Here is a 19144-nt window from a genome sequence, read left to right as displayed (position 1 = left end):
TAATGCGCCCCGCAACGCCGATAAGGTAACGCGAAAAAAAGATGGCTACGTAGCTCAGTTGGTTAGAGCACATCACTCATAATGATGGGGTCACAGGTTCGAATCCCGTCGTAGCCACCATCTTTTTTTGCGGGAGTGGCGAAATTGGTAGACGCACCAGATTTAGGTTCTGGCGCCGCAAGGTGTGCGAGTTCAAGTCTCGCCTCCCGCACCATTCCCAGTAAGCGTTGCACGGATGGGGTATCGCCAAGCGGTAAGGCACCGGTTTTTGATACCGGCATTCCCTGGTTCGAATCCAGGTACCCCAGCCACTTTTCTTCGACTCCTGTGTATTAACACGTCAGTCGTTGGGGTATCGCCAAGCGGTAAGGCACCGGTTTTTGATACCGGCATTCCCTGGTTCGAATCCAGGTACCCCAGCCAGTCGATGGCTGGTAAAGCAGTAAAATTTGGCTACTTAGCTCAGCTGGTTAGAGCACAGCACTCATAATGCTGGGGTCACAGGTTCGATTCCCGTAGTAGCCACCATATTCTGGAAGCGTCTTTTAAAGAGGCTTTAGCAGTAAAAAATTGTTGGGGTATCGCCAAGCGGTAAGGCAGTGGATTCTGATTCCACCATTCCGAGGTTCGAATCCTCGTACCCCAGCCAATTTATAGCAACACCCTGTTGGGGTATCGCCAAGCGGTAAGGCTCTGGTTTCTGATACCAGCATTCCGAGGTTCGAATCCTCGTACCCCAGCCATAAAAAACAAAAAAGCTCGCTTCGGCGGGCTTTTTTGTTTTTGTCCTTTCATAAACGTCCCCGGCAACGTCCTGTCGCCGGGCTGAAACTTACAAGCCTAACGCATATTTCAGCGCCTTCGTTTTCAGCACGCCTGCGCGCTGCGCCGCCATCAGGCCCAGGTTTCGCACCACCCGTAGCGGCCCCAGATTATTGCTGAATCCGGCATAGAACAGATCCATGCCGCTCTGCATAATGAAGTTATCCGCCATGCGACGGCGCTGGTAGCGTTGCAGAACGCTGTGGCTGGCCCAGGGCTCGCCGACGCTGCGCGCCTCTGCCAGCACGTCCAGCAGCGCATCCACATCGCGGTAGCCCAGGTTGACGCCCTGCCCCGCCAGCGGATGAATGGTATGCGCCGCATCGCCCACCAGCGCCAGCCCCGGCTGCACATAGTGCCGCGCATGACGGCGGGTCAGCGGGAAAGCGCCCGCCTGCACCGGTATGACTTTCCCCAGCCGTGCCGGGAAGGTTTTTTCAATCTCCCGCTGCAGCTGCATCATATTGAGCGACTTCAGCTGGCGGATGCGTGCCGGGCGGTCGTACCAGACCAGCGAGGCCCAGTTATCAAACAGCGGCAGAAAAGCATGTGGCCCGTCAGGGGTGAACTGCTGCCAGGTGGCGTCGCCCGGCGGATTTTCGCACTGCACGGTGATCAACATGCAGGATTGTTCGTACTGCCAGGCGTGGATACCGATGCCAGCCCACTGGCGTACCTGTGAATTCGCCCCGTCAGCGCCAATCACCAGCCTGGCGCGCAGGGTATCGCCATCGACAAATTCCAGCGCATGATGATCGGCCTCGCGGTGCATGGCGCGCAGACAGGCGGGCGCGCGCAGGGTGATATTCGGCTGGCGCTCCAGCGCTTCCCACAGTGCGCGTTGCAATACGTTGTTTTCCACCATGTAACCCAGCAGCGGCAGCTTGAGTTCAGCGGCGTCAAACAGGACGTGCGCGCTTTCCCACTCCCAGGTTTCCAGCTGCCGGTATGGATGACAACGCATATTCTCGATCGAATCCCAGACGCCAAGACTGCGCAGCAGAGAGACAGAGGCGGCGCTGATGGCCGATATGCGCACATCCGGCGCGGCCGCGCTATCAAAGACGGGCGGCGTCGTCTGCTCGATCACCGTTACCTGAAAACCGTGCTGCGCCAGCCCCAGCGCCAGCGCGCTGCCGACCATCCCGCCGCCGACCACGGCCACTTCCGTTGGTTGATTCATCATGGTCTTTTTTCCTTATTTTTAATTCCCTTAAGTTTACCGGATTTTTCATTTTCGTGGGGCGGGACATGAACTATGGTCAGCGCCGGGTCAAAGCATTACAATACGCGGCCTGCATTCCTGGCGATTAACAGAGCAAGTCGATGACAAAAAAACTCCATATTAAAACCTGGGGCTGTCAGATGAACGAATACGATTCATCAAAGATGGCCGATCTGCTGGATGCCACCCACGGGTATCAACTCACCGAGGTGGCGGAAGAAGCCGATGTGCTGCTGCTTAACACCTGTTCGATTCGCGAAAAGGCGCAGGAAAAAGTCTTCCATCAGTTAGGTCGCTGGAAATTATTAAAAGAGAAAAATCCTGACCTGATCATTGGCGTCGGCGGCTGTGTGGCGTCCCAGGAAGGCGATCTTATTCGTCAGCGCGCCCACTATGTCGACATCGTTTTCGGGCCACAGACCCTGCACCGCCTGCCGGAGATGATCAATTCCGTGCGCGGCAATCGCAGCCCGGTGGTGGACATCAGCTTCCCGGAAATTGAAAAATTCGACCGTCTGCCGGAACCCCGCGCCGATGGCCCGACCGCCTTTGTCTCCATCATGGAAGGCTGCAATAAATACTGCACCTACTGCGTGGTGCCTTATACCCGTGGCGAAGAAGTCAGCCGTCCGTGCGATGATATTCTGTTTGAAATCGCCCAGCTGGCCGCCCAGGGCGTGCGTGAAGTGAACCTGCTGGGGCAGAACGTCAACGCCTGGCGCGGTGAAAACTATGACGGTACCACCGGCTCCTTTGCCGAGCTGCTGCGCCTGGTGGCCGCCATCGACGGTATTGACCGCGTGCGTTTTACCACCAGCCATCCCATCGAATTTACCGATGACATTATTGAAGTCTACCGCGATACGCCGGAGCTGGTGAGCTTCCTGCACCTGCCGGTACAAAGCGGTTCCGATCGCGTGCTTAACCTGATGGGCCGTACCCATACGGCGCTGGAGTACAAGGCGATTATCCGTAAGCTGCGCGCGGCGCGTCCGGACATTCAGATAAGCTCTGACTTTATCGTCGGCTTCCCTGGTGAAACCACCCAGGATTTCGAGCAGACGATGAAGCTGATTGCCGATGTAAACTTCGATATGAGCTACAGCTTTATCTTTTCCGCCCGTCCGGGTACGCCTGCCGCCGATATGGTGGACGATGTGCCGGAAGAGGACAAAAAGCAGCGGCTGTACATTTTGCAGGAGCGCATCACCCAGCAGGCAATGGCCTGGAGCCGCCGTATGCTGGGCACCACCCAGCGTATTCTGGTGGAAGGCACCTCCCGTAAGAGCGTGATGGAGCTTTCCGGCCGTACTGAAAATAACCGCGTGGTGAACTTCGAGGGCACGCCGGAGATGATCGGCAAATTCGTCGACGTGGAAATCACGGATGTTCTGACCAACTCCCTGCGCGGCGTAGTGGTACGCACGGAAGATGAGATGGGCCTGCGCATCAGCGAAACGCCGGAGTCGGTGATCGCCCGCACCCGTAAAGAAAATGAGCTTGGCGTCGGTCTTTTCCAGCCATAATCATTGCGGCCTGCCGTCGCTGGCAGGCCTTGTTTTGCCCCCTCCAGCCCCCATATCCAATACCATGCTTGCGCCTTTTCCCCATGCCGTAAATACTTTCGGTAATGATGACATCACGCCCGTCAGCCTTTTGCTGGCAGGCTTAAAGGTATAAGAGGATTAATTTGAATACAGAAACCCGCGAAATCAGCCTTGAACCCGCCGATAATGAACGTCTGTTAAGCCTGTGCGGCCCGTTTGATGACAACGTGAAACAGCTTGAGCGCCGTCTGGGTATCGAAATCAACCGCCGAGATAACCACTTCAAACTGACCGGTCGCCCGATCAGCGTGAACGCGGCTGCCGATATTCTGCGTAGCCTGTACGTCGATACCGCCCCGATGCGCGGTCAGACGCAGGAGATCGAGCCTGAACAGATCCATCTGGCGATCAAAGAAGCCCGCGTGCTGGAACAGAGTGCGGAAAGCGTGCCGGAATACGGCAAGGCGATCCACATCAAAACCAAGCGCGGGGTGATCAAACCCCGTACGCCGAATCAGGCGCAGTACGTGGCCAACATTCTCGATCACGACATCACCTTTGGCGTAGGGCCTGCCGGTACCGGTAAGACCTATCTCGCCGTGGCTGCCGCCGTCGACGCCTTAGAGCGTCAGGACGTGCGCCGCATTCTGCTGACCCGCCCGGCGGTGGAAGCCGGTGAAAAACTCGGCTTCCTGCCTGGTGATTTAAGCCAGAAAGTGGATCCTTATCTGCGCCCACTGTATGACGCGTTGTTCGAGATGCTCGGCTTTGAGAAAGTTGAAAAGCTGATGGAGCGCAACGTAATCGAAGTGGCACCGCTGGCGTATATGCGTGGCCGTACGTTAAACGATGCGTTCATCATCCTGGATGAGAGTCAGAACACCACCATCGAACAGATGAAAATGTTCCTGACGCGTATCGGCTTTAACTCGAAAGCGGTGATCACCGGTGACGTGACGCAGATTGACCTGCCGCGTAACCTGAAATCCGGTCTGCGCCACGCTATTGAGGTGCTGGCCGAGGTGGATGAGATCAGCTTTAACTTCTTCCACAGCGAAGACGTGGTGCGCCACCCGGTGGTTGCCCGTATCGTTAACGCTTACGAGGCCTGGGAAGAGGCCGACCAAAAACGTAAAGCTGAACTGGCCGCCGAGCGCAAACGCGAAGCCCAGCAGCAGGAGCAAAAATGAGTTCTGTGATACTCGATTTACAACTGGCCTGCGAGGATACCGCAGGCCTGCCGACTGAAGCCCAGTTCCAGGACTGGCTGAATGCGGTGATCCCGCAGTTTCAGGAAGAATCAGAAGTTACCATCCGCGTGGTGGACGACGCCGAAAGTCATGAACTGAATCTGACCTACCGCGGTAAAGATAAATCCACCAACGTGCTGTCGTTCCCGTTTGAAGCGCCGCCGGGGATTGAAATGCCGCTGCTGGGGGATTTGATTATCTGCCGTCAGGTGGTGGAACAGGAAGCCCGCGAACAGGGGAAACCGCTGGACGCGCACTGGGCGCACATGGTTATTCACGGCAGTTTGCACCTGCTGGGATATGATCATATTGAAGATGACGAAGCAGAAGAAATGGAAGGCATCGAAACAGAGATAATGCTTGCTCTGGGCTATGAGGATCCGTACATTGCCGAGAAGGAGTAGTCTGTGCGCCGGTTTACCGGCGCGGCTGCTTTTCATGCCGTCTGGCGCTGAGTTTACGCGTGACGTGCGACATTTTGATTAACATGAGATCCCACACGACGCCATGAGCGACGACAATTCCCACAGTAACGATACACTTAACAGCAAAAAGGGATTTTTTTCCCTCTTACTGAGCCAGCTTTTCCACGGTGAACCTAAAAACCGCGATGAATTACTGGCGCTAATCCGTGATTCCGGGCAGAACGATCTTATCGACGAAGATACGCGTGACATGCTCGAAGGGGTAATGGATATTGCCGACCAGCGCGTCCGCGACATCATGATCCCCCGCTCGCAAATGATCACCCTCAAACGCAATCAAACGCTGGATGAATGTCTCGACGTTATCATCGAGTCTGCCCACTCGCGTTTTCCGGTGATCAGCGAAGACAGAGATCACATTGAAGGGATTCTGATGGCCAAAGATCTGCTGCCGTTTATGCGCAGCGATGCCGAAGCCTTTAGCATGGAGAAAGTGTTACGTCAGGTGGTGGTTGTACCGGAAAGCAAGCGGGTTGACCGCATGCTGAAAGAGTTCCGTTCACAACGTTACCATATGGCGATCGTCATTGATGAATTTGGTGGCGTTTCAGGTCTGGTGACCATTGAAGATATTCTTGAGTTGATCGTCGGCGAAATTGAAGACGAATACGATGAAGAAGAGGATATCGAATTCCGCCAGCTCAGCCGTCATACCTGGACGGTGCGCGCGCTGGCCTCCATTGAAGACTTCAACGAAACCTTCGGTACGAACTTCAGCGATGAAGAAGTGGATACCATCGGCGGCCTGGTAATGCAGGCGTTCGGGCACCTGCCTGCGCGCGGCGAATCCATCGACATTGATGGTTACCAGTTTAAAGTTGCGATGGCCGACAGCCGCCGTATTATTCAGGTTCACGTCAGAATACCGGATGATTCTCCCCAGCCAAAACTGGACGAATAAAACCACTACTGGATGAATAAATGGTTTTTGCCCCATTAATGGAACGCCAGCGCTATCGCCTGCTGCTGGCGCTGATACTCGGAGCCAGCGGAACGCTGGCTTTTTCTCCTTATGATATCTGGCCTGCCGCGCTGCTGTCTCTGATGGGGCTGCAGGGGCTGACCCTCAACCGCCGCCCCCTGCAGGCCGCCTGGATTGGTTATTTCTGGGGGCTGGGGCTGTTTGGTTCCGGCATCAACTGGGTTTACGTCAGCATCGCGCAGTTCGGCGGCATGCCCGGCCCGATCAATATTTTCCTCGTCGTACTGCTGGCCGCCTATCTGTCGCTCTATACCGGTCTGTTTGCCGGGATCCTCTCCCGCCTGTGGCCGAAGACGAACTGGCTGCGCGTGGCGATTGCCGCGCCTGTCGTCTGGCAGCTGACGGAATTCCTGCGCGGCTGGGTGCTGACCGGCTTCCCGTGGTTGCAGTTTGGCTACAGCCAGATCGACGGCCCGCTGAAAGGGCTGGCGCCGGTGATGGGCGTGGAAGCGATCAACGCCCTTCTGATGATAGTCAGCGGCCTGCTGGCGCTGGCTATCGCGACCCGCAACTGGCGTCCGCTGGCGGCGGGCGTGGTGCTGTTCGCGCTGCCCTTCCCGCTGCGCTATGTTCAGTGGTATACGTTGCTGCCGGAAAAAGCCACGCAGGTGTCGCTGGTGCAGGGCGATATTCCGCAGTCGCTGAAATGGGATGAAAACCAGCTGGTGAATACGCTGGAGATCTACCTTAGCAACAGCGAGCGGGAGATGGGCAAATCGCAACTGATCATCTGGCCGGAGTCCGCCATTCCGGATCTGGAAATCAACCAGCAGCGCTTTTTAAGCTCGCTGGACGCGCAGCTGCGTGACAGAGACACAACGCTTATCACCGGCATTGTGGATGCGCGTCTGAATCAGCAGAATCGCTACGATACCTACAACACTATCATTACGCTGGGTAAAGACAGTCCGTATCGTTATGACTCCACCAATCGCTACAACAAAAACCATCTGGTGCCGTTTGGCGAGTTCGTGCCGCTGGAGTCGATCCTGCGTCCGCTGGCGCCGTTCTTTGACCTGCCGATGTCGTCATTCAGCCGCGGGCCTTACGTGCAGCCGCAGCTGCATGCGCACGGGTTTAATCTGACGCCCGCCATCTGCTATGAAATCATTCTCGGCGAACAGGTGCGGGACAACTTCCGTCCGGATACGGACTTCCTGCTGACCATTTCCAACGATGCCTGGTTCGGTAAATCTATCGGCCCGTGGCAGCACTTCCAGATGGCGCGTATGCGTTCGCTGGAGCTGGCACGTCCGCTGCTGCGCAGCACCAACAATGGCATTACCGCCGTGATTGGTCCGCAGGGCGACATTCAGGCTATGATCCCGCAGTTTACCCGTCAGGTGCTGACGGCAGAGGTCACGCCGGCACGTGGCCTTACGCCTTATGCCCGCACCGGCAACTGGCCGCTGTGGATCCTCACCGCGCTCGCCGGTTTCGGCGCGCTGGTGATGAGTCTGCGCCAGCGTCGTCACTAATCCCTCTCCTCCAGGACCGGTCGCACACAGTGCACCGGGCCTGCACTCCTTCAAAACTGGCACACCTCTTGCTACCCATTAGCAGGGAACAGCGATTTTTTGCGGCTCTGCAACCTTGATGCACCAGCACGGATCGGCGGCGGCACTAATTTGGTGCAAGCAGCGATTTATGCCTCTAAACGGTGCGGAGCGCCTCGCAAAAATAAACAATATCGCAGCAAAATCTTTACATTAAGCCAGACTAAATGTTAACAAACACGCATAACACTGCACGCTTAAGCAGCAGGATATAACAACACAATCACTCACACTGGGTATCAATGCGTCTCTGGCGCTGACGATGAAGGAGTTGGATATGCAATTACGTAAACTGGCCACAGCAATGCTGGTGATGGGAATGTCCGCCGGCGTAGCGCAGGCTGAAGATGCAGCCCCTGCGGCCGGGCAAAGCACGCTGGAAAAAATCGCCAAAAACGGCGTCATCGTGGTCGGACACCGTGAATCTTCCGTACCGTTCTCCTACTACGATAACCAGCAAAAAGTGGTGGGTTATTCGCAGGCTTACTCCAACGCCATTGTTGAAGCGGTAAAGAAAAAGCTCAACAAGCCGGACCTGCAGGTAAAACTGATCCCTATCACCTCGCAAAACCGTATTCCTCTGTTGCAGAACGGCACCTTTGATTTTGAGTGCGGCTCCACTACCAACAACCTGGAGCGCCAGAAGCAGGCCGCTTTCTCTGACACCATTTTCGTCGTGGGCACCCGTCTGCTGGCGAAAAAAGGCGGCAACGTGAAAGACTTCGCCGATCTGAAAGGTAAAGCGGTCGTCGTCACCTCAGGCACCACCTCTGAAGTGTTGCTGCACAAGCTTAACGAAGAGCAGAAAATGGATATGCGCATCATCAGCGCGAAAGATCATGGCGACTCCTTCCGCACCCTGGAAAGCGGTCGTGCCGTGGCCTTTATGATGGACGATGCCCTGTTGGCGGGCGAGCGTGCGAAGGCGAAAAAACCGGATAACTGGGAAATCGTCGGCAAGCCGCAGTCGCAGGAAGCCTATGGCTGCATGCTGCGTAAAGGCGATACCGAGTTCAAGAAGCTGATGGATGACACCATCGCCCAGGCGCAGACCTCTGGCGAAGCGGCTAAGTGGTTTGATAAGTGGTTCAAAAACCCAATTCCGCCAAAAAATCTGAACATGAACTTTGAACTCTCGGATGAGATGAAAGCGCTGTTCAAAGAACCTAACGACAAAGCTCTTAACTAATTACAACCATTAGGGGCGGGTCCTCCTGCCCTCTCGATTGATATGAAGCGCGGACAGACTATACGTTGAAGGGTCGTTCCCCATTCAGCACGAATATTACAGCTTCTTATTAATCTTCGGGGGTAGCGCTGCTACCCTTTTTTTTCAGAGGTAGATTATGTCAATAGACTGGAACTGGGGAATTTTCCTGCAACAAGCCCCGTTCGGCAACACCACCTATCTTGGCTGGCTGTGGAGCGGTTTTCAGGTCACGGTCGCGCTGTCGATCACCGCCTGGATCCTCGCTTTCCTGGTTGGCTCCCTGTTTGGCATCCTCAGAACCGTGCCTAACCGGTTCCTGGCAGGCATCGGGACGCTTTACGTCGAACTCTTCCGTAACGTGCCGTTAATCGTGCAATTCTTTACCTGGTATCTGGTCGTGCCTGAACTGCTGCCGGAAGATCTCGGCATGTGGTTTAAAGCCGAGCTCGATCCCAATATCCAGTTCTTCCTGTCGTCAATGATCTGCCTCGGACTGTTTACCGCCGCCCGTGTGTGCGAGCAGGTGCGTGCGGCGATCGAATCGCTGCCGCGCGGCCAGAAAAACGCCGGGCTGGCGATGGGCCTGACGCTGCCGCAAACCTATCGCTATGTGCTGCTGCCGAACGCCTATCGGGTGATCGTGCCGCCGATGACGTCTGAGATGATGAACCTGGTGAAAAACTCCGCTATCGCCTCGACCATTGGTCTGGTGGATATGGCGGCGCAGGCGGGTAAGCTGCTGGATTACTCCGCCCACGCGTGGGAATCCTTTACCGCCATCACCCTTGCCTACGTCCTGATTAACGCCGTGATTATGCTGGTAATGAACCTGGTAGAACGTAAAGTCCGCCTGCCTGGCAATATGGGAGGCAAATAATGTACGAGTTTGACTGGAGTTCCATTATTCCGGCGATGCCCTATCTGCTTGACGGACTCTGGGTGACGCTGAAAATTACCGTCACGGCGGTAATTGTCGGTATCGTCTGGGGCACCATTCTGGCGGTGCTGCGCATGTCGACGTTCAAGCCGCTGGCGTGGTTCGCTACTGCCTATGTGAACGTTTTCCGCTCTATCCCGCTGGTGATGGTGCTGCTGTGGTTCTATCTGATTGTGCCGGGTCTGTTGCAGGATGTGCTGGGGCTGTCGCCCAAATCGGATATTCGCCTCATCTCCGCGATGGTCGCCTTCTCGATGTTTGAGGCCGCCTATTATTCGGAAATTATTCGCGCGGGTATTCAGAGTATTTCACGCGGCCAGTCAAGCGCTGCGCTGGCGCTGGGCATGACCCACTGGCAGTCGATGAAGCTGATTATTCTGCCGCAGGCGTTCCGGGCGATGGTGCCGCTGCTGTTAACCCAGGGCATCGTCCTCTTCCAGGATACCTCTCTGGTGTACGTGTTAAGCCTGGCGGACTTCTTCCGCACCGCCTCCACCATCGGCGAGCGCGACGGTACCCAGGTTGAGATGATCCTCTTTGCCGGCTTCGTCTATTTTGTTATCAGTCTCAGTGCTTCACTGTTGGTCAGCTATCTGAAGAAAAGGACAGTTTAATGATTTCCCTGAAAAACGTTTCAAAATGGTATGGTCACTTTCAGGTGCTGACCGACTGCTCTACCACGGTTAAAAAAGGTGAAGTGGTGGTGGTGTGCGGCCCGTCCGGATCCGGAAAGTCGACGCTGATCAAAACCGTCAACGGCCTTGAGCCGGTGCAGAAAGGCGAGATCGTTGTGAACGGCACCACCGTGACCGACAAGAAAACCAACCTGGCGGAGCTGCGCTCCCACGTTGGCATGGTGTTCCAGCATTTCGAGCTGTTCCCGCATCTGTCGATTATCGAAAACCTGACGCTGGCGCAGATCAAAGTGCTTAAGCGCGATAAAGCCGCCGCCCGTGAAAAAGCCAGCAAACTGCTGGAGCGCGTGGGTCTTGCGGCGCATGCCAATAAATTCCCGGCTCAGCTCTCCGGCGGCCAGCAGCAGCGTGTGGCTATTGCCCGCGCGCTCTGCATGGATCCGGTGGCAATGCTGTTTGACGAACCCACGTCCGCGCTGGATCCGGAGATGATCAACGAAGTGCTGGACGTAATGGTCGAGCTGGCGCAGGAAGGCATGACCATGATGGTGGTGACGCACGAAATGGGCTTTGCGCGTAAAGTCGCCAGCCGCGTGATCTTTATGGATGAAGGCAAAATCGTTGAAGATTCGCCGAAAGAGGAGTTCTTTGCGAATCCGGCCTCCGATCGCGCAAAAGATTTCCTCGCCAAAATCCTGCATTAATCTTCCCGGCGCGCAGGGCATATCTGCGCGCCGCTTCACGTTTTCTACCCGCCTTTATCGTCTGCCTTTCAGTGACGCGTTACCCTTGTCACAAAACAACACGGATAAGGAATACCAATGGCACTGCCCGTAATAATTGATTGCGATCCAGGTCATGATGACGCTATCGCCCTCGTACTCGCCCTTGCCTCCCCGGAACTGGACGTCAAAGCCGTCACCTCTTCCGCCGGAAACCAGACGCCGGACAAAACCCTGAATAACGTGCTGCGGATGCTGACGCTGCTTAAGCGCAGCGACATTCCGGTGGCGGGCGGTGCGGTAAAACCGCTGATGCGCGAGCTTATCATCGCCGATAACGTGCACGGCGAAAGCGGGCTTGATGGCCCGGCATTACCGGAGCCGGGTTTTGCGGCGCAGCCCTGCACCGCCGTTGAGCTGATGGCAAAAACCCTGCGCGAGAGCGCGGAGCCGGTCACGCTGGTGGCTACCGGGCCGCAAACCAACGTGGCGCTGCTGCTAAACAGCCATCCGGAACTGCATGACAACATCGCGCGTATTGTGATCATGGGCGGCGCAATGGCACCGGGTAACTGGACGCCCGCCGCCGAATTCAATATTTATGTCGATCCGGAAGCGGCGGAAATCGTCTTCCGCTCCGGCATTCCGGTGGTGATGGCGGGGCTGGATGTCACCCATAAAGCACAGATCCACGCCGCGGATGTGGAGCGTTTTCGCGCCATCGGCAATCCGGTGGCTGTGATTGTGGCCGAACTGCTCGACTTCTTTATGGAATATCACAAACAGGAAAAATGGGGCTTTGTGGGCGCGCCGCTGCACGATCCCTGTACCATCGCCTGGCTGCTGAAACCGGAAATTTTCACCACGGTGGAGCGCTGGGTCGGCGTGGAAACCCGCGGGCAGTACACCCAGGGTATGACGGTGGTGGATTACTATTTCCTGACCGGCAATACGCCGAATACGACGGTGATGATGGATGTCGATCGCGGGGCTTTTGTGGATTTACTGGCCGAACGACTGGCGTTCTACGGAGAATAAAGCGTGATGGCCGGAAACGCCTGAAGGCGCTCCGGCCTTAAAATTTACGGCTCGAAAGGACGACGCTGGAACTGGTCATGACCGCACTTCGGACATAACGGCAGCGCATCCGGCGTGTAAACCGCAAGATGGAAATGGCACTTTTCACAGACCAGGTTACCCAGCCCCACCACTTCCCCGCTGTGATAGACCCCGTGGTGATTGAGATCGGAAAAGACTTCCCGCCACTCCAGCTGGGTTTTATCGGTAATATCCGCCAGCTGCTGCCAGACGCTCTCTTTGATCACCCGCATAAAAACGCTGTCGGTCAGTTCGCCCTGGCTTTCCCCATAGCTGCGGGCAAACTCCTCCAGATCGCGGCGAATGGCGCGCAGCAGTTCATCAATTTCGGTTCGCGTTAACTCCCCGGTCTGGGTGGCGCGCAGTCTGGCCTGTTCCACAAGCGCGTCGATGTCGCGCTCGCCGTTTTGCAGGCGTTCGGTCAGCGTGCCGACCAGTTCACGGTAGTATTGAGCAACCTTGTTCATCCTTTCGCCTCCGGGCTTAGTAACACCTTCTAATAATAGACGTTATTTCCGGCGTACTTTGCCAGCCGCCCCACAGAGTGTGTAAATTCCTGCAAGGATCGGCATCCCTCCTTTTGTGCGAAAGGCTGTTTTGAGGCGGGCGTTTGGGCTATGCTATGCGGATCTGAGACATCACATCTAATGCTACGCTTGTAGCTGTATTGAAAACAGGATCACTGGCTGCCATGCAAGAGCAATACCGCCCGGAAGAGATAGAATCAAAAGTCCAGCAACACTGGGACGAGAAGCGCACATTTGAAGTAACCGAAGACGAGAGCAAAGAGAAGTATTACTGCCTGTCGATGCTTCCCTATCCTTCTGGACGACTACACATGGGCCACGTCCGTAACTACACCATCGGCGACGTTATTGCCCGTTATCAGCGTATGCTGGGCAAAAACGTTCTGCAGCCGATTGGCTGGGATGCGTTCGGCCTGCCGGCTGAAGGCGCGGCGGTGAAAAACAAAACCGCTCCGGCCCCGTGGACGTACGACAACATCAATTACATGAAAAACCAGCTCAAAATGCTGGGCTTCGGTTACGACTGGAGCCGCGAGCTGGCGACCTGTACGCCGGAATACTATCGCTGGGAACAGCTGTTCTTCACCGAACTGTATAAAAAAGGCCTGGTGTACAAGAAAACCTCCGCGGTGAACTGGTGCCCGAACGACCAGACCGTGCTGGCGAACGAGCAGGTTATCGACGGCTGCTGCTGGCGCTGCGATACCAAAGTTGAGCGTAAAGAGATCCCGCAGTGGTTTATTAAAATCACCGCCTACGCTGAAGAGCTGTTAAACGATCTGGATACGCTGGACCACTGGCCGGACACCGTTAAAACCATGCAGCGTAACTGGATTGGCCGTTCCGAAGGCGTGGAAATCACCTTTGACGTGCAGGGCCATGACAGCAAGCTGACCGTCTACACCACCCGCCCGGATACCTTTATGGGCGCGACCTACCTGGCGGTAGCTGCGGGTCATCCGCTGGCGCAGGCGGCGGCGGAAAGCAATCCAGAACTGGCCACCTTCATCGACGAATGCCGCAACACCAAAGTGGCGGAAGCTGACATGGCGACGATGGAGAAAAAAGGCGTTGATACCGGCTTTAAAGCCATTCATCCGCTGACGGGCGAAGCGATCCCGGTATGGGCAGCAAACTTCGTGCTGATGGAGTACGGTACGGGCGCAGTGATGGCCGTTCCGGGCCACGATCAGCGTGACTATGAGTTTGCCAGCAAATACGGCCTGACCATCAAGCCGGTTATTCTGACGGCAGATGGCGCGGAGCCGGATCTGTCTGAACAGGCGCTGACGGAAAAAGGCACCCTGTTTAACTCCGGCGAATTCAACGGCCTGAGCTTTGAAGAGGGCTTTAACGCCATTGCTGACAAGCTGGCGGCGCTGGGCGTCGGCGAGCGTAAAGTGAACTACCGCCTGCGCGACTGGGGCGTTTCCCGTCAGCGTTACTGGGGCGCGCCGATCCCGATGGTGACCCTGGAAGACGGTACGGTGATCCCGACCCCTGCCGATCAGCTGCCGGTGATCCTGCCGGAAGATGTCGTCATGGACGGCATTACCAGCCCGATCAAGGCCGATCCGGAGTGGGCGAAAACTACCGTCAACGGTCAGCCTGCGCTGCGTGAAACCGATACCTTCGACACCTTTATGGAGTCCTCCTGGTATTACGCGCGTTACACCTGTCCACAGCACACCGACGGCATGCTGGATCCGAAAGCCGCCAACTACTGGCTGCCGGTGGACATTTACATTGGCGGTATTGAACACGCCATCATGCACCTGCTCTATTTCCGCTTCTTCCATAAACTGATGCGCGACGCGGGCATGGTTACCTCCAGCGAACCGGCGAAGCAGCTGCTGTGCCAGGGCATGGTGCTGGCAGACGCCTTCTACTATGTGGGTGCTAACGGCGAGCGCAATTGGGTGTCCCCGAAAGACGCCATCGTTGAGCGCGACGAGAAAGGCCGCATCGTGAAAGCGAAAGACGCCGACGGCCATGAGCTGGTGTATACCGGCATGAGCAAAATGTCCAAGTCGAAAAACAACGGTATCGACCCGCAGGAAATGGTTGAACGTTACGGCGCGGACACCGTGCGTCTGTTTATGATGTTCGCTTCACCGGCAGACATGACGCTGGAATGGCAGGAATCCGGCGTGGAAGGCGCGAACCGCTTCCTGAAACGCGTCTGGAAACTGGTGTATGAACATACCTCTCAGGGCGAGGTTGCCGCGCTGAACGTGGCGAGCCTGAGCGAAGATCAGAAAGCGCTGCGCCGTGATGTGCATAAAACCATCGCCAAAGTGACCGATGATATCGGTCGTCGTCAGACCTTTAACACCGCGATTGCGGCTATTATGGAACTGATGAATAAGCTGGCGAAAGCGCCGCAGGACGGCGAGCAGGATCGCGCGCTGATGCAGGAAGCGCTGCTGGCGGTAGTGCGTATGCTCAACCCGTTCACCCCACACGCCTGCTTCACGCTGTGGCAGGAACTGCATGGCGAAGGCGATATCGACAACGCGCCATGGCCGCAGGCTGACGAAAACGCGATGGTGGAAGATTCCACCTTAGTGGTTGTGCAGGTGAACGGCAAAGTACGCGGTAAAATTACCGTGCCTGTCGATGCTACCGAACAACAGGTTCGCGAACGTGCGGGTCAGGAACATCTGGTCGCGAAATATCTTGAGGGCGTTACCGTGCGTAAAGTGATTTATGTCCCGGGCAAACTGCTCAATCTGGTCGTTGGCTAAGCGCGGGAGGAAGCGTGCGATATCTGGCAACAGTTTTACTATCACTGGCGGTGCTGGTCACCGCCGGGTGCGGCTGGCATTTACGGAATACCACCCAGGTTCCTGCCGAAATGAAAACCATCATTTTCGACTCTTCGGATCCTTATGGTCCGTTAAGCCGTGCGATTCGTACCCAGCTGCGGCTGAACGGAGTTGAAGTGGTTGAGAAAGGCAGCACACGTCAGGATATTCCTTCGCTCCGTCTGGGTACCGCCAGTCTTGTACAGGACACGGCCTCTATTTTCCAGAACGGTCGTACAGCGGAATACCAGATGGTGATGGACGTATGGGCATCGCTGATGATCCCTGGCAAAGGAATTTATCCTTTAAAAACCAAGGTTTATCGTTCCTTCTTCGATAACCCGCAAAACGCGCTGGCAAAAGATGCGGAACAGACGATGATCATCCAGGAAATGTATGACAAAGCGGCGGAACAGCTGATCCGCCAGCTGCCAAGCGTACATGCCAATAGTGAGGATGCCGATGTGCCGGTGACCACGCCTGATGTTGCGCCAAGCGCCCCAACATCATTAGGTAACTGATGCTGAAGCTGTACCCTGAACAACTCCGCGCGCAGCTCAATGAAGGGCTGCGCGCGGCGTATCTGCTACTGGGTAATGATCCGCTGTTATTGCAGGAAAGTCAGGATCTGGTGCGCGCCGCGGCGATCGCCCAGGGTTTTGATGAGCATCACAGCGTGACCATTGATGCCAGCACCGACTGGTCCGCCCTCTTTTCACTGTGCCAGGCCATGAGCCTGTTTGCCAGCCGTCAGACGCTGTTATTGCAGCTCCCTGACAACGGCCCGAATGCCGCCATCAATGAACAGCTCGCCACGCTGGTCAGCCTGCTGCACGACGATCTGCTGCTGATGGTGCGGGGCAACAAACTGACCAAAGCGCAGGAAAATGCCGCCTGGTTTAGCGCGCTGACAGAGCGCTCCGTGATGGTCACCTGTCAGACGCCGGAACAGGCACAGCTGCCCCGCTGGGTGGCGAACCGCGCAAAACAGAACAACCTTCAGCTTGATGAAGCGGCCAGCCAGTTGCTGTGCTATTGCTATGAAGGCAACCTGCTGGCGCTGGCGCAGGCGCTGGATCGGCTGGCGCTGCTGTGGCCCGACGGCAAGCTGACGCTCCCCCGCGTGGAGCAGGCCGTTAACGACGCGGCGCACTTTACCCCTTTTCACTGGGTGGATACGCTGCTCGCCGGGAAAAGCAAACGCGCGCTGCATATCCTGCAACAGCTGCGTCTTGAAGGCTGCGAGCCGGTGATCCTGCTGCGCACCCTGCAGCGGGAACTGCTGCTGCTGGTGACCTTAAAACGTCAGTCCGCCAGCACGCCGCTGCGCACGCTGTTTGATAAGCATCGCGTCTGGCAGAACCGCCGCGCGGTGACCAGCGAGGCGCTGAACCGGCTCAGTAACGAACAGTTACGTCATGCGGTACACCTGCTCTCCCGCACTGAATTAACGGTAAAGCAGGACTTTGGGCAATCGGTATGGGCGGAGCTGGAAGGGCTTTCTCTGCTACTCTGTCATAAGGCACTGGCAGATATTTTTATTGATGGATGAGATGAATCAGTTACAGGCACTGTTTGGCGGCACTTTCGATCCGGTTCATTACGGGCACCTTAAACCCGTGGAAGCGCTGGCGAATCTGATCGGCCTGTCGCAGGTGATCATCATGCCCAATAACGTGCCGCCGCATCGTCCGCAGCCGGAAGCCAGTTCGCTACAACGTAAAACCATGATCCAGCGGGCAATTGCCGATAAACCGCTGTTCAGGCTGGATGAGCGGGAACTGCAACGCGATACGCCCTCATGGTCATCGCAAACTATTCAGGCATGGCGGGAAGAGCAAGGCCCGACGCGACCGCTGGCTTTTATTATCGGCCAGGATTCTCTGCTCTCCTTCCCCACCTGGCACCGCTATGAAACCATTCTTGATCACTGTCATTTGCTGGTCTGCCGCCGTCCCGGTTATCCACAAAAGATGAGTGACGAGGCCAGCCTGCAGTGGCTGGAGCAGCACCTCACCCACCGCATCGACGATCTGCACGCCCTGCCCGCCGGGAAGATTTTCCTTGCGGAAACGCCATGGCTGAATATCTCCGCCACGCTGATCCGCGAGCGACTGTCGCGCGGCGAAGCGTGCGACGACTTGCTGCCGGAGAGTGTGCTTGATTACATCAAACAGCAGGGCCTGTATCGCTAAGCACCGCCTGCATCGCGTCGATCAAGCTGTCGTTCTCCTTAAGGCTACGCACCGCCACCCGATAATAGCGTTCGTCCAGCCCCGGATAGTTACTGCAACTGCGGATCAAAATATGCTTCTCCAGCAGCGCCCGCTGTAAATCCAGCCCAGGCACCTCGCAGCGCAAAAACAGATAATTCGCCACCCCCGGCCACAGAGTCAGCCCTGTCAGCACGCTCAGCGCCTGATACAGGCGTGGCCGTTCCCTGTTGATCCACTGCCAGGTGGCGCGCTGGTAATCCGTATCCTGCAACAGGATCTCCCCTGCCAGCGCGGCAAAGGCATTAATGGACCACGGCATCTGCCGCTGGCGTAAGCGCCCGACCGCCTGCGCATCGCTGTTAATCAGATAGCCGAGTCGCAGCCCCGGAATGGCATAGAATTTCGTCAAGGATCGCAGCACCCAGACGTGCGGGTTCGCCGCAAGATAAGGAATAAATCCGCAGTGGCCTTCGATAAAATCGATAAAGGCTTCATCGAGGATCAGCGCGATCCCAAGCGCCCGGCAGCGCGCGGCAATGGCCAGCAGCAAGCTTTCATCGGGCAGTAAGCCGGTCGGATTATTGGGCGTACAGAGAAACAGGCAGTCGAGATCGGCGGTCAGCGCATCCAGAATGTCCCCGGTGAGCTGCCATCCTGCGTCTTCACGCAGCGCGAAATCTTCTATGGCACACCCGGCCCGCTTAAGCGCGCGGCGGTACTCCGCAAAACCCGGCGTCACCAGCATTGCCCGGCGCGGCGCAAGGCCATCGACCAGGGTAAAAATCGCTTCCGTTTCGCCGTTGCCCGCCAGCAGCCAGGAGGCAGGCAGTTGATGATGCGCGGCAAGGGCCTGATGCAGATGCTGATACTCCGCATCCGGGTAACGTTCGGCAAGGCGCAGATTATCCACCAGCGCCTGGCGCAGCGTATCGGGCATCCCGGCAGGATTAATATTGGCGCTGAAATCCAGCAGGGCGTCAGGCGCGATCCCCAGCATGTCCGCCGCCTCGCGGATATTACCGCCGTGGGCGCTGTGAAACAAAGCCATCGGTGAACTCCTGTTAAAGCGGCTATCGGAGCGAAAAAACCGCGCCCGCTCAGCGCGCAATGGTAGACTTTATGCAG

Annotated in this window: 17 protein-coding genes and 7 tRNA genes; 21 read left to right on the top strand and 3 right to left on the bottom strand. The window is 56.6% G+C overall.

Annotated features, from left to right (window positions below; all coding sequences use genetic code 11):
• Window positions 1-43 precede the first annotated feature (43 nt).
• From BMF08_RS11770 to BMF08_RS11740, 7 genes are all read left to right on the top strand, one after another.
• Window positions 44-120: transfer RNA gene (locus tag BMF08_RS11770), tRNA-Met, on the top strand.
• 9 nt (window positions 121-129) lie between these two features.
• Window positions 130-214: transfer RNA gene (locus tag BMF08_RS11765), tRNA-Leu, on the top strand.
• A gap of 22 nt (window positions 215-236) precedes the next feature.
• A tRNA-Gln gene (locus BMF08_RS11760) sits at window positions 237-311 on the top strand.
• Between the two features lie 37 nt (window positions 312-348).
• Window positions 349-423, top strand: a tRNA-Gln gene (locus BMF08_RS11755).
• 28 nt (window positions 424-451) lie between these two features.
• Window positions 452-528: transfer RNA gene (locus tag BMF08_RS11750), tRNA-Met, on the top strand.
• Between the two features lie 46 nt (window positions 529-574).
• Window positions 575-649 (top strand) — tRNA-Gln (locus BMF08_RS11745).
• A 19-nt stretch (window positions 650-668) separates the two neighbouring features.
• A tRNA-Gln gene (locus BMF08_RS11740) sits at window positions 669-743 on the top strand.
• 89 nt (window positions 744-832) lie between these two features.
• Here BMF08_RS11740 and ubiF read toward each other — a convergent pair.
• Window positions 833-2008 (bottom strand): 3-demethoxyubiquinol 3-hydroxylase, encoded by a 1176-nt coding sequence (ubiF, locus tag BMF08_RS11735; RefSeq protein WP_072567759.1) that lies wholly within the window; start codon window positions 2006-2008, stop codon window positions 833-835.
• A 140-nt stretch (window positions 2009-2148) separates the two neighbouring features.
• Here ubiF and miaB point away from each other — a divergent pair, with 140 nt between their 5' ends.
• From miaB to rihA, 10 genes are all read left to right on the top strand, one after another.
• A complete protein-coding gene (miaB, locus tag BMF08_RS11730) occupies window positions 2149-3573 on the top strand; it encodes a tRNA (N6-isopentenyl adenosine(37)-C2)-methylthiotransferase MiaB (RefSeq protein WP_072567758.1) in 1425 nt (474 codons plus the stop codon).
• Window positions 3574-3737: 164 nt separating this feature from the next.
• Window positions 3738-4784 (top strand): PhoH family protein, encoded by a 1047-nt coding sequence (locus BMF08_RS11725; RefSeq protein ID WP_072567757.1) that lies wholly within the window; start codon window positions 3738-3740, stop codon window positions 4782-4784.
• Window positions 4781-5248 carry an rRNA maturation RNase YbeY gene (ybeY, locus tag BMF08_RS11720; protein WP_072567756.1) on the top strand — a complete coding sequence of 156 codons (468 nt, stop codon included), beginning with the start codon at window positions 4781-4783 and terminating at the stop codon, window positions 5246-5248. The genes BMF08_RS11725 and ybeY overlap by 4 nt, the downstream gene beginning before the upstream one ends.
• Before the next feature lie 103 nt (window positions 5249-5351).
• On the top strand, window positions 5352-6230 hold the full coding sequence (gene corC / locus BMF08_RS11715; protein WP_072567755.1) for a CNNM family magnesium/cobalt transport protein CorC: 879 nt from the start codon (window positions 5352-5354) through the stop codon (window positions 6228-6230).
• Between the two features lie 20 nt (window positions 6231-6250).
• Window positions 6251-7789: an apolipoprotein N-acyltransferase gene (gene lnt, locus BMF08_RS11710; protein WP_072567754.1), complete on the top strand. Its 1539-nt coding sequence runs from the start codon at window positions 6251-6253 to the stop codon at window positions 7787-7789.
• Window positions 7790-8144: 355 nt separating this feature from the next.
• Window positions 8145-9056, top strand: a complete 912-nt coding sequence (locus tag BMF08_RS11705; protein WP_072567753.1) for an amino acid ABC transporter substrate-binding protein — start codon at window positions 8145-8147, stop codon at window positions 9054-9056.
• Between the two features lie 157 nt (window positions 9057-9213).
• Entirely contained in the window at window positions 9214-9954 is a 741-nt protein-coding gene (locus BMF08_RS11700; RefSeq protein WP_072567752.1) for an amino acid ABC transporter permease, read from the top strand.
• Entirely contained in the window at window positions 9954-10628 is a 675-nt protein-coding gene (gene gltK / locus BMF08_RS11695) for a glutamate/aspartate ABC transporter permease GltK (RefSeq protein WP_072567751.1), read from the top strand. The genes BMF08_RS11700 and gltK overlap by 1 nt, the downstream gene beginning before the upstream one ends.
• Window positions 10628-11353 carry an amino acid ABC transporter ATP-binding protein gene (locus tag BMF08_RS11690; protein WP_072567750.1) on the top strand — a complete coding sequence of 242 codons (726 nt, stop codon included), beginning with the start codon at window positions 10628-10630 and terminating at the stop codon, window positions 11351-11353. The genes gltK and BMF08_RS11690 overlap by 1 nt, the downstream gene beginning before the upstream one ends.
• 117 nt (window positions 11354-11470) lie before the next feature.
• Window positions 11471-12409, top strand: a complete 939-nt coding sequence (rihA, locus tag BMF08_RS11685; RefSeq protein WP_072567749.1) for a pyrimidine-specific ribonucleoside hydrolase RihA — start codon at window positions 11471-11473, stop codon at window positions 12407-12409.
• 44 nt (window positions 12410-12453) lie between these two features.
• On the opposite strand, the gene BMF08_RS11680 is transcribed toward rihA, so the two are convergent.
• Complete coding sequence (locus tag BMF08_RS11680) at window positions 12454-12936, bottom strand: zinc ribbon-containing protein (RefSeq protein ID WP_072567748.1); 483 nt, start codon at window positions 12934-12936, stop codon at window positions 12454-12456.
• Window positions 12937-13160: 224 nt separating this feature from the next.
• Between BMF08_RS11680 and leuS the strand changes: the two genes are divergently transcribed.
• Genes leuS through nadD form a run of 4 tightly spaced genes read left to right on the top strand, consistent with a single transcriptional unit; the run spans window position 13161 to window position 17998 of the window.
• Window positions 13161-15743, top strand: a complete 2583-nt coding sequence (gene leuS, locus BMF08_RS11675; RefSeq protein WP_158684887.1) for a leucine--tRNA ligase — start codon at window positions 13161-13163, stop codon at window positions 15741-15743.
• Between the two features lie 14 nt (window positions 15744-15757).
• A complete protein-coding gene (gene lptE, locus BMF08_RS11670; protein WP_072567746.1) occupies window positions 15758-16324 on the top strand; it encodes an LPS assembly lipoprotein LptE in 567 nt (188 codons plus the stop codon).
• Entirely contained in the window at window positions 16324-17355 is a 1032-nt protein-coding gene (gene holA / locus BMF08_RS11665) for a DNA polymerase III subunit delta (protein WP_072567745.1), read from the top strand. The genes lptE and holA overlap by 1 nt, the downstream gene beginning before the upstream one ends.
• Window position 17356: 1 nt before the next feature.
• A complete protein-coding gene (nadD, locus tag BMF08_RS11660; RefSeq protein WP_083580942.1) occupies window positions 17357-17998 on the top strand; it encodes a nicotinate-nucleotide adenylyltransferase in 642 nt (213 codons plus the stop codon).
• Here nadD and cobD read toward each other — a convergent pair.
• Entirely contained in the window at window positions 17973-19067 is a 1095-nt protein-coding gene (cobD, locus tag BMF08_RS11655) for a threonine-phosphate decarboxylase CobD (RefSeq protein ID WP_072567743.1), read from the bottom strand. The two genes, nadD and cobD, sit on opposite strands and share 26 nt — an antisense overlap.
• Between the last annotated feature and the right edge of the window lie 77 nt (window positions 19068-19144).

The organism is Enterobacter sp. SA187 (assembly GCF_001888805.2).
Taxonomy (GTDB): domain Bacteria; phylum Pseudomonadota; class Gammaproteobacteria; order Enterobacterales; family Enterobacteriaceae; genus Enterobacter_D.
The sequence above is the reverse complement of the archived record's forward strand: the minus strand, read 5'-3'. Positions and strand labels throughout refer to the sequence as shown.